Genomic DNA, 10,493 nt, shown 5'->3' on the forward strand with positions numbered 1-10,493 from the left:
AATAGACAATCAGCAGCAATATTGATAATTTCCATTAGTTAGCTATCTAATGGATATGCCCATCACAGAGTCGAAGCGCCTCCTCGCGCACAAAATGGCCCCGGTCGCCCGGAGCTGGCGGCAACTGGCCGACAGTGCGCTGGCGGAGTTCGGCGTGTCCAACAGCGCGGGCTGGTGCCTGATCCACATCGATCGCATCGGCGCCGACGTGCGCCAGGCGGAGCTGGCCGAATCGCTCGACATCAGCCAGCCTTCGCTGGTCCGCACGCTCGACCAGTTGCAGGCGGCAGGGCTGATCGCACGCACGCCCCATCCCGAGGACAAGCGCTCCAACATCATCGCCCTGACCCCGGCTGGACAGGAGCTGGTCGGACAGATCGAAGAGCGGCTCGATATCCTGCGCGTGGATCTGTTGCGCGATGTGCCGGACGAGGCGATCGAGATCATGGCCGAACTGCTTGACCTACTCGCGCGGCGCATCGCCGAACGGCGGAGCCAGATGTGACATTGCGCGCCACCAGCGAGCGGTTCGGCGTCCCCGCTGCGCTCTTTTCCCTGAAATGCCTGGCAGCTTCCATGCTGGCTCTGTTCGTGGCGTTCAGCATCGGGCTGGAACGTCCCTATTGGGCGTTCCTGACCAGCTATATCGTCGCCCAGCCCATGGCCGGGGCGGTGATTTCCAAGGCGCTGTTCCGCATCATCGGCACTTTCGCCGGCGCCATGTTCGCGGTCGCGATCGTGCCGCCGCTGGTCAATTCGCCTGAACTGCTCTCGCTCGCCATGGCGTCATGGCTGGGCCTGTGCTGCTTCGTGTCGCTGCTCGACCGCACGCCGCGCTCCTACATGTTCGTGCTGGCGGGCTATACCGCCTGCCTGATCGTCTTTCCCGACGTCGACACGCCCCAGACCATCTTCACCGTGGCCTCCCTGCGCGTGCAGGAGATATTGATCGGCATAGTGTCGGGCAGCCTGGTTCATGGCGTCATCCTGCCCGGATCGATTACCAGCGTGCTGCTGGGCCGGGTCGATGCGATCCTGCGCGATGCGGAGCGCTGGTCGCGCGACGCCATTGCGGTAGAGCCGGTGGCGGGCCTCGACGCCGAACGCCGCCGACTGGCGCAGGACGTGACCGAACTGCACCAGATGTCGGCGCATCTGCCCTTCGACATCAGCCGTCTCGCGCCGCGCGTGCGCACCGTGCGCGCCTTGCAGGACCAACTGTCGATGCTGCTGCCGCTGGGTGCGGCGGTGGAGGACAGGTTGGCCGAACTGAAGGCCGCCAATGACGGCATGGCGCCGCCACAGGTCGAGGCGCTGATCGCCGATATCCGCCTGTGGCTGGACACGCCTGCGCCCGACAATGCGACCCGCGCCGTGCTGACCCAACAACTGATCGACCGCTGCCATGCGCTGGAGCCGGAGGCGCGCGCCGACATGGGCTGGGGCGACATGATGCGGCTCAGCCTTTACGCCCGGCTTGCCGCGCTGGTCGCGGCGCATCGCGATTGCCGCGACCTGGCCGACCAGATGGCGACGCACAGTCGTGCCGCCGTGACGCCACGCGTCGCCGAACTGCTGGAGGGACGCCGCAACCGCGAACTGCACCGCGACTATGCCGGCGCGGCGCGCGGCGCCTTCGCCGCCTTCATGACGATCGCCATCGGTTGCGCCCTTTGGATCGGCAGCGGGTGGAAGGATGGCGGCAGCGCGGTGATGCTGGCCGGCGTCTTCCTGGCGCTGTTCGCCGCCGTCGATAATCCGCTGGCGCCGCTCAAGGGCTTCATGATCGGCACCGTCGCTGCATCGGCGCTGGGGGCCGTCTATGGCTATGCCATCATGCCCCGGCTGGACGGTTTCGGGATGCTGGCGCTGGCCTATGCGCCGATGCTGCTGCTGCTGGGCGCGATGATGGCGTCGCCCCGCTGGATGGGGATCGCGCTGCCGACCCTGCTCGGCCTGGGCAGCCCGGTGCTGCTGTCGGATCATTATGTCAGCGCCTTTGGCTCCTACATCAACGGCGCGGTGGCGCAGATCGTCGGCATCTGGTTCGCGATCGTCATGGCCGGACTGTTCCAGTCGGCCGGGGTCGAGCGGGCGATCCGCCGGACGATCCGCGCGGGCTGGGCCGATATCGCCAATCGTGCGACATTGATGTCGCCGCCGGACGTGCGCGGCTGGATCAACCGGATGCTCGATCGCATCGCCCTGCTGGCCCCGCGCCTCGCCGCCACGCGGCGGGACAGCGGCAAGCCGCTCTACGACGCGTTGCGCGACCTGCGCACGGGCGTGGCGATCGGCGAGCTGCGGCAATTGCGGCTTGACTTGCCGGTGCAGGAGGGCGGGCGCCTCGCCACTGTGTTGCAGGGGGTCAGCGCCCATTATCGCCGGCTCGATCCCGACGCGCCGCAGCCCGCCGAACCTGCGCTGCTCAATGACATCGATGCGGCGATCGACGATCTGGCGGCCAATCCGCGCCTGTCGATCCGCCGCGAGGCGGTGCTGGGCCTCGTCAGCCTGCGCCGCAACCTGTTCCCGGACGCTGAAGGCTATCGGAGGGCCATCGCATGACCGGAGAAATTGCCTTTGGCGGTATTTTCATCCCCACTCTTTTGCTGCTGGCGCTCGTCGCGCTGATCCTCGCCTGGGTCGTGACCCGGCTGATCGGCGCTGCCGGCCTCTACCGCTTCCTCGCCTATCGCGCGGCCGTCGACCTCAGCATCTTCGTGCTGATCCTCGGCGGGCTCGCCATCCTCGTCCCCACCCTTGGAATCCGTCTATGAACCGCCTCACTACTGTGCTGATCCGCAGCGCCGCCACCATCGCCCTTGTCGTCGCCGCAACCGCCGTCGCGATCTGGATGTGGAATCATTATGAGGGCAGCCCCTGGACCCGCGACGGGCGCGTGCGCGCCGATGTGGTGCGGGTGACGCCGGACATCAGCGGCCTCGTCACCTCGGTCGCGGTGCGCGACAATCAGCTGGTGAAGGCGGGCGATCTGCTCTTCGTCATCGATACGCCGCGCTACTCCATGGCGCTGGAGGAGGCGAACGCCCGGATCGCCAGCGCGCAGGCGACGCTGGGACAGGCGCGGCGCGAGGCGCGGCGCGACACGGCGCTGGGCGATCTGGTCGCGGCCGAAACGCATGAGCAGAATCTGGCCAAGGTCGAAACCGCGCAGGCGGCGCTGGCCGAAGCCTATAGCGGGCGCGATGCGGCGGCGCTGAACCTCAAGCGCACGAAGATCCTGGCGTCCGTCAATGGCGTCGTCACCAATCTCGACCTGCATCCGGGCGACTATGTTGGCGCGGGCAGCCAGGCGATGGCGCTGATCGACAGCGATTCCCTGCGGGTCGAGGGCTATTTCGAGGAAACCAAGCTGCCGCTGATCTGCATCGGCGCGCCGGTGACGGTGCGGCTGATGGGCGAGGCGCAGGATGTGCATGGCCGGGTCGAAAGCATCGCTTATGGCATCAATGACGACAGCCGCAGCAATTCGGGCAACCTGCTGCCTTCGGTCGAGCCGACCTTTTCCTGGGTGCGGCTGGCCCAGCGTATTCCGGTTCGGGTGAAGCTGGAAAAGGTGCCGGCGGGACTGCGCCTGATCAGCGGCCGGACCGCGACGGTGACGGTGCAGCCGGCGGCGAAGGACGCCAAGCCGGGGGACTGCCGTCATGGCTAAGCGCGTCTGCGCGCCGCTGCTGGCGCTGAGCCTTGCCGCCTGCGCGACCGCCGGGCCGGATTATCGCCCGCCAGAACAGTCGGCGGCGACCACGCCGGGGGCGACCGGGGCCTTCCATTCGGCGCAGGGCGGGCAATTTTCGTTAGGCGCGCTGCCCGACCATTGGTGGCGGCTCTATGTCGACCCGCAGCTCGATGCGCTGGTGGAACAGGCTCTGGCCGCCAATGCCGACCTGCGCGCGGCCGACGCCAATCTGGAAAAGGCGCAGGCGGTGCTGCGGGAAGCACAGGCGGGGCGGGAGATCACGACATCGGTGAGCGGCGGCGAGACGATCGCCCGCGCGTCGGGCGTGTCGCAGCATCTGCCCGGTTCGGTATCCTATGATCTGGGGCTCGCGGCATCCTATTCGCTCGACCTGAACGGCCGGATCAGGCGCGCGATCGAAGCGAGCGGCGCCGATGTCGAGGCGGTGACGGCGGCGCGCGACTATGTGCGCGTCGGCGTGGCCGCGGCGACGGCGCAGGCCTATGCGCAGGTGTGCGCGGCCAATTACAACCTCACCATCAACCGCAAGGTGGTGGCGTTGCAGCGCGACACGCTGGATGCGACGCGGCGGCTGGCCAAGGGTGGGCGCGGCACTGCCTTCGACGTCAGCCGCGCGCAGGCGGCGGTGGATTCGAGCGAGGCGGCGCTGCCCGGCTTTGCGGCGCAGCGGCAGAATGCGCTCTATCTGCTGGCGACGCTGCTGGGCCGCGCGCCCGCCGATTATCCGCGCGAGATCGAAAGTTGCGCCGCGCTACCGACGCTGGGCCAGCCCTTGCCGGTCGGCGATGGCGCGGCGCTGATCCGGCGGCGGCCCGATATCCGTCAGGCCGAACGCACAATCGCGGGCGATACGGCGCGGCTGGGCGTGGCGACCGCCGACCTCTATCCGCAGGTCAGCATCGGCGGGTCGGTGGGCCTGGCCGGACCGCTCAAGGATTTCGGATCGGGATCGGCCTTCGGCTTCAGCCTGGGTCCGCTGCTCAGCTGGAGCTTCCCCAACCGGCCGGTGGTGCGTGCACGGATCGCCCAGGCCGATGCGCAGGTGAAGGCGGACCTTGCCGGCTTCGACGCATCGGTGCTGGAGGCGCTGCGCCAGACCGAAACGGCGCTGGAAACCTATCGCCGCAATGCCGAGCAGGCGGCCGCGCTCGACCGGGCGCGCGACAGTGCGGGCGTGTCGGCCGGACAGGCGGGCAAGCTGTTCCGCTTTGGCCGGGGCGACTTCCTCTCGCTGCTCGATGCGCAGCGCAGTCTGGCGAGTGCGGAGGCCTCTGCGGCTGCCGCGCGGGCGCAACTGGTGCAGGACCAGATCGCGATCTTCCTCGCGCTGGGCGGGGGCTGGTCTTCAGGCGATGGCGCTGACCAGGGCGCGGGGAACGCGCAATAACGATCCGTGGCGCGCGCCCGTCGGTAGAGTGAGGCGCGCGCTGACATCTTCCCAAGTCACCATGTCGCGGGTCATCGCCGCGCCCCAGCGGCCTTCCTTATAGACGTCATAATAGCAGATCAGCGCGTCGCCCACTTGAGCGGTCATCGGCCCTTCGACCCAGGCGGGGGAGAAGGGTTTGGATAGCGGGCCGAAGGGACCGGTGGGGCTGTCGGCCTTGGCAACCTGAAGCCATTTGCGCGGCGGTTCGACTGTTTCGTCCTTGACGATCAGGTAGAGCTGTTTGTCCGGGCCGTGGGCGAAGGTGCCGTCGATGACGCTGAAGCCGGGGTCGTAGAGCGGTTCTGGCTTCGAGAAAGTCTCGAAATCGGCGGTGCTGCATCGCCAGAGGCGGTGATTATAGGCGGATTCCGAAGTCCCCGCCGTTTCGGTGAAGCGGCCGGTGACGGTGCTGGACCAGAAAATCTCGGTGCGGCCGGTGCGCGGATCGCGGATCGCTTCGGGCGCCCAGCAATTGCGGGTGCCGGGCACGTCCTGCATGACCGGGATCGCCTTTTGCGCGGACCAGTGGATCAGGTCGGCGCTGGTGGCATGGCCGATGGTCACGCCTTCCCAGGCGGTGGTCCAGAGCAGATGATAGCGCTTCCCGTCATGGAAGAGGAAGGGATCGCGCAGCAGCTTCTTCTCGCCGACCTCCGGGATCAGCAGGCTGCGTCCGCCCGCCAACGTGCGGAAGGCGAAACCGTCGTCGCTGACGGCGAGTTTCAGGCCGTCCGCCTCGCCTTTCTTGCCGGTGGTGAAATAGGCGAAGATCAGCGGATCGTCGCGCCGCGGGGTGCGGGCGGTGGCGCAGGCGGCGAGGGTCAGCGCGCCTAAGCCCAAGGTGAAATCTCGGCGTCTCATTTATAGTCCTTCGCCATGTGGCCGTAGAGGTCGAGCAGCGGGTTGGCGACATAGTCGCCGCCATGACCCATGGGGCCGGTCGGTTCGGGCTTGGGTACGGGCCGTGCGGTGGCGAGGCCGCCGGGGGCTTCGGCGCTGTTGAGACCCTGGGAAATCAGGTCGGGTTTAGCTCCTTCGCCCGCATTTTTCCCGTCGAGGTCGAAGATCGCCTCCTGGTGGCGGAAGGGTTCCCAGATGAAGCTGCCCCAGCCATGCTTGCCGGGCAGCGCGTGGACGAGGTCGTTGATATAGCGTTTGCGGCTGGAATATTCGGCGACCAGCAGCCCCTTGTCGGGATAGCGTTTCACGAACTCGCGGAACGTCGTTTCCCAGTCGCCCTGCGCGCGCTGCTGGTAGCAGGAGAAGCCGATCACGTCGAAATCGACCTTGCGGGCGACGAGCGCGTCGGTCCATTCGCGCACGATCGGCCAGTGGCGGCCGAGATGATTGTGCAGCTGGATGGCGATGGCGGGTTCGGCGCGGCGCGCGCCCGCTATCCCCGCGCGCAGCAGGCTGGCGAAATTGTCGAAGCCGCCGACTTCGCCGACCTTGGCATGGTTGGCGTCGGTGACAGGATTGCCGGTCGAGGTGGAAAGCTTCACCCGGCCATGGGGCCAGAGGATGCCGAAGGTGGTTTCGTTGCCGATCACCGCCATGTCGACCGGCGCGCCGCCCGCGCGCATCGCGACCAGCGTGTCATGGGTGTGGGCCTCGACCGCTTTTGCCAGTTGGGGCAGGTCGTAACCGGCCCAGGCGGCGGGCACGCCCTGATGCTCCGGGTCGGCCCAGGTGTCGCTGTAATGGAAGCTGAGGACGAGATAGAGGCCCGCCTCGCGGATGCGGCGGCCGAGTTTGATGGTCTGGTCGAGACCCGCCCAAGCCTTGTCGGGTTCGCGTTTCGAATAGCCTTTCGCCGGATCGACGAAGATGCGCAGGCGGATGGCGTTGAAACCCGCGTCGCGTAGGAGAGCGATAGGGTCTTTTTGCTCGCCCTTCACGAAATAGCGCGCGCCTGCGGCTTCATCTTCCGGCACCCAGCTGACGTCCGCGCCGATGAGGAAGGGGCCGGGGCGCGCGCCGGTCCTTTTCGGCGCAGCGAGGGCGGGATGGGCGAGCATGGGCAGGGTCGAAAGGCCGAAAGTGGCGCGGCGGGTCAGTCTGGTCATGCGCGATGCTCCAGTTCGGGGACGAGGCGGAGGGTGAGAAGGCTGGCGACCTGATCGCCCTTGGGCAGTTTCGCGCGGGCCTTGTCATCCAGATAGATGGGCGCGTCGGCGCGCAGCGGCAGGATGGTGAGCGTCCAGGGCTTGCCGAGCCGGTCGGCGAAGCGCTTCAACCCGATGCGCCAGACGCGGCCGTCCCAATAGGCGTCGTCCAGCATGTCGGTGCCGTCGAATATCCGCCCGATATCGCCACGCCAGTCGATTTCGAGGAAGGCGTCGCCCTGTTTCACCGCGTCGGCGGGGAGGGTGAAGGTGAAGGCGGCGGCGGCCTTGTGCGCTTCGGGCAGCGGTTGCATCGCGGCCTTGGCAGGGCCGCCGATGGCGATGGGCGGTGCTTCGCCCGCTTCGCGCGTCTGGGTGAACAGGATATTGGAGGGCGACGGGCCTTTGACGGTGGCGCTGGCGGCCGGGCCGGGGAGGATGCGCCAGTCGAATCGGGCCTTGCCGCGCTGGCGCAGGATCAGGCCGTCAGGCGTGAACATCGTGTCGGCGGCGGTAAGGACGAGGCGGCGTTGGCCCTCGATGTCGCCGACCCAGAGATTCTGCGCGGATGCTTGATCCAGCAGGAGGAGGCGGACGCGGCGGCCGTCCGCGCTGGTGACGGTCAGCAGGCGGTCGGGCGAGGGCGGCACCTGCGCGATGACGCGGCCTTCCTCCGTGCGGGTGGATGCCGACACGCGCGTGCCAGCGGGGAAGGCGAGTTCGACCGCGCCGGGCAGGGTGGCGGCGAGGATGTGGATGGGGCCGTCCCCAGAATCCTTGCTGTCCTCGATGCGGGTGACGGGCTGGGCTGTGGCCCAACTGAGCATCACGCCGTCGAGGTCCATGTTGATCGGCCAGAAGAAGCTGGCGCCCGGCGCGATGGTGACGGGGCGGGAGGGCAAGGTGACGCTGCCGCCCGGCAACTGCACGGTGAAGCGCGTGCCGGGAAAAGCGGGCGTCGCATATTGGCGGACATGGTTGTTGACGAAGAGGAAGCCGCTGTCGCCCTTGCTGCGGACGGCCCAGCGCAGCGTCTTGAGGTCATTCTTGTCGGCGGGGAGCGTCGCGGGCGCATGGACCGCCATGGGGGCGAGTTGTTCGCCATAGTGGCCGAGGAAATAATGGAGCGGGCGCAGCGCGGCGTTGACCGGGTTCACCTCGCCATATTGGCCGATCGGCGCCTGGAAATCATAGGCGATGACCGGGCAGTCATTATAGCCGCCCGACCGCTGGGTTTCCTCAAGCGTGCGGCCCTGCGCCAGCGGGTTCGCGCCGCCATGGAACATATAATAGCCGAGCAGATTGACCCCTGACCCGACCTGCGTGGTGACGGCGGCGGCGACATCGGCGGGTTCCAGCAGCGGGCGGCGGCGATACATGACCGGCACGCCGCCGCCATATTCCGCGCCGAGAAAGGGCGTGTCCGCCATGTCGCTGTCGGCGTCGCCCCGGCGATTGTTGCGCGTCTGCGCGCCAAGGTCGCCGCTGACCCGGCTGTCGAAGCGGAAGAGATAATTTTCCTTGGGCGGCAGCGCGGTCGTCTTCGCCGACCAGGGTTCGTCGGGATAGCCGCCATGGACGGGCACGACCTCCCCCTTGGGATAGAGGGTCTGGTCCCAGCCGGTGACGGTGTAGAGCGGCACGTCATATCCGATCTTCTGCGCCAGCGCTTTCAGCGCTGCGATGTGGGCGCGGCCCTGCCCTTCACCATCGAGATTATATTCATTCTCGACCTGCATCCCGACGATCGGACCGCCATCCTTCCAGAACAACCCCTTCACCTGATCGTGCAGGCTGCGCCAGAAGCGGTCTACCTCCAGCATATAGGCTGGGTCGTTGCTGCGCGGACGGGTGCCGGCGACGATCCAGTCGGGGATGCCGCCGAAGCGCGCCTCGGCATGGCCCCAGGGACCGGGGCGCAGGAAGAAGAGCAGGCCATGTTTCTGGCAGAGGGTGACGAAGCGGCGGATATCGCGGTCGCCGGTCCAGTCGATGTGGCCGGGCGCCAGTTCGACATGGTTCCAGAGGATATAGCTGGCGACGATAGTGACGCCCGCCGCCTTCATCTTGAGCAGTTCCTCTTCCCAATATTGGCTGGGGAAGCGGGTGAGATGGAATTCGCCCATGACCGGGAGCCAGGGCCGGTCGTCACGCGTCAGATAGAGGTTGGTGATGCCGAGGCGGCCATGCGGGCCGGTGCCGCTGCCCATGTGGAGATGGCCGGACTTGAGCGGCAGGCCGGGCTTGCTGGCGTCGAGGCTGGCCGGGACTTGCGCGGCGGCCCGACCGGGGAGGGCGAGGCCCAATGTGGCGAGGCCGGTGGCGGTGAGCGCAGTTCGCCTGTCGAGTTGGGGCATTGGTCCTCCTCTCCTGATGGGGGTGGGAGGGTTTGTCCCTCTCCTTTTATTCACCGTTCGCACTGAGCTTGTCGAAGTGCTCTTCTTCTTTCGAAGAAAAAGGGAGGCTTCGACAGGCTCAGCCCGAACGGGGGTTGGTTTGGGCGTCAGATCAGCGCGCGAGCCATCCGCCGTCCACCGCCAGCGTATGGCCATGGATGTAGTTGGCCGCAGCAGAAGAGAGGAACACGGCCGCCCCGCCAATGTCGCTGGGATCGCCCCAGCGGCCGGCCGGGATACGCTCCTGGATCTGGCGGTTGCGGGTTTCGTCGGCCTGCAAGACGGCGGTGTTGTTGGTGGCGATATAGCCCGGCGCGATCGCGTTGACGTTGACGCCCCTGGCCGCCCACTCGTTGGCGAGCAGTTTGGTCAGGCCCGCGACGCCGCTCTTCGACGCGGTGTAGCTCGGCACGCGGATGCCGCCCTGGAAGGACAGGAGCGAGGCGATGTTGACGATCTTGCCGCTGCCCTGCGCCAGCATGTGGCGACCCGCCGCCTGGCAGAGGAAGAAGGTGGTCTTGAGGTTCGTGTCGATCACCGCGTCCCAGTCTTCCTCGGTGAAGTCGACGCTGTCGGCGCGGCGAATGATGCCGGCATTGTTGATCAGGATATCGAGGCCGCCAAGCTTCTCCAGCGTCTCGTCGATGACGCGCTGGACCGGCTCGATGCTGGAAAGATCGGCGGAGACGATCTCCGCCTTGTGGCCCAGCGCGCGGACCTGATCGACGGTGTCCTGCGCGGGCGTGCGACCCACGGCGGCGATGTCGGCGCCGGCGGCCGCCAGCGACAGCGCGATCGCCTGCCCGATGCCGGTGTTGGCGCCGGTGACGATCGCCACC

At 67.5% G+C, this 10,493-nt stretch carries 9 protein-coding genes; 5 read left to right on the top strand and 4 right to left on the bottom strand.

Annotated elements, in window-relative coordinates; genetic code table 11:
* Positions 1-55: 55 nt before the first annotated feature.
* The 5 genes from DM806_RS23585 to DM806_RS23605 are packed head-to-tail and all read left to right on the top strand — an operon-like array spanning position 56 to position 5,111.
* A complete protein-coding gene (locus DM806_RS23585) occupies positions 56-505 on the top strand; it encodes a MarR family winged helix-turn-helix transcriptional regulator (RefSeq protein WP_179045593.1) in 450 nt (149 codons plus the stop codon).
* A gap of 2 nt (positions 506-507) precedes the next feature.
* Positions 508-2,568, top strand: coding sequence for an FUSC family protein (locus tag DM806_RS23590; RefSeq protein WP_179045610.1), 2,061 nt, complete (start codon positions 508-510; stop codon positions 2,566-2,568).
* A complete protein-coding gene (locus DM806_RS23595) occupies positions 2,565-2,780 on the top strand; it encodes a DUF1656 domain-containing protein (protein WP_179045594.1) in 216 nt (71 codons plus the stop codon). Before DM806_RS23590 ends, DM806_RS23595 begins: the two co-directional genes overlap by 4 nt.
* Positions 2,777-3,679 carry an efflux RND transporter periplasmic adaptor subunit gene (locus tag DM806_RS23600; protein WP_179045595.1) on the top strand — a complete coding sequence of 301 codons (903 nt, stop codon included), beginning with the start codon at positions 2,777-2,779 and terminating at the stop codon, positions 3,677-3,679. Before DM806_RS23595 ends, DM806_RS23600 begins: the two co-directional genes overlap by 4 nt.
* Complete coding sequence (locus tag DM806_RS23605) at positions 3,672-5,111, top strand: efflux transporter outer membrane subunit (RefSeq protein ID WP_179045596.1); 1,440 nt, start codon at positions 3,672-3,674, stop codon at positions 5,109-5,111. Before DM806_RS23600 ends, DM806_RS23605 begins: the two co-directional genes overlap by 8 nt.
* Here DM806_RS23605 and DM806_RS23610 read toward each other — a convergent pair.
* The 4 genes from DM806_RS23610 to kduD all read right to left on the bottom strand — a co-directional run bounded on the left by DM806_RS23610 (position 5,070) and on the right by kduD (position 10,492).
* Complete coding sequence (locus DM806_RS23610) at positions 5,070-6,014, bottom strand: glycoside hydrolase family 43 protein (RefSeq protein WP_179045597.1); 945 nt, start codon at positions 6,012-6,014, stop codon at positions 5,070-5,072. The genes DM806_RS23605 and DM806_RS23610 overlap by 42 nt on opposite strands.
* Positions 6,011-7,219: a glycosyl hydrolase 53 family protein gene (locus DM806_RS23615; protein WP_179045598.1), complete on the bottom strand. Its 1,209-nt coding sequence runs from the start codon at positions 7,217-7,219 to the stop codon at positions 6,011-6,013. Before DM806_RS23615 ends, DM806_RS23610 begins: the two co-directional genes overlap by 4 nt.
* Entirely contained in the window at positions 7,216-9,615 is a 2,400-nt protein-coding gene (locus tag DM806_RS23620) for a beta-galactosidase (protein WP_179045599.1), read from the bottom strand. Before DM806_RS23620 ends, DM806_RS23615 begins: the two co-directional genes overlap by 4 nt.
* Positions 9,616-9,766: 151 nt before the next feature.
* Entirely contained in the window at positions 9,767-10,492 is a 726-nt protein-coding gene (kduD, locus tag DM806_RS23625) for a 2-dehydro-3-deoxy-D-gluconate 5-dehydrogenase KduD (protein WP_179045600.1), read from the bottom strand.
* Position 10,493: the final 1 nt, after the last annotated feature.

Source organism: Sphingobium lactosutens (assembly GCF_013393185.1).
GTDB classification, from domain to species: domain Bacteria; phylum Pseudomonadota; class Alphaproteobacteria; order Sphingomonadales; family Sphingomonadaceae; genus Sphingobium; species Sphingobium lactosutens_A.

Bases quoted from the DNA above. Each gene is read 5' to 3' on its own strand.
- DM806_RS23585 (WP_179045593.1), top strand. From the start codon at position 56: ATGCCCATCACAGAGTCGAAGCGCCTCCTCGCGCACAAAATGGCCCCG.
- DM806_RS23595 (WP_179045594.1), top strand. From the start codon at position 2,565: ATGACCGGAGAAATTGCCTTTGGCGGTATTTTCATCCCCACTCTTTTG.
- DM806_RS23600 (WP_179045595.1), top strand. From the start codon at position 2,777: ATGAACCGCCTCACTACTGTGCTGATCCGCAGCGCCGCCACCATCGCC.
- DM806_RS23605 (WP_179045596.1), top strand. From the start codon at position 3,672: ATGGCTAAGCGCGTCTGCGCGCCGCTGCTGGCGCTGAGCCTTGCCGCC.
- DM806_RS23610 (WP_179045597.1), bottom strand. From the start codon at position 6,014: ATGAGACGCCGAGATTTCACCTTGGGCTTAGGCGCGCTGACCCTCGCC.
- DM806_RS23615 (WP_179045598.1), bottom strand. From the start codon at position 7,219: ATGACCAGACTGACCCGCCGCGCCACTTTCGGCCTTTCGACCCTGCCC.
- DM806_RS23620 (WP_179045599.1), bottom strand. From the start codon at position 9,615: ATGCCCCAACTCGACAGGCGAACTGCGCTCACCGCCACCGGCCTCGCC.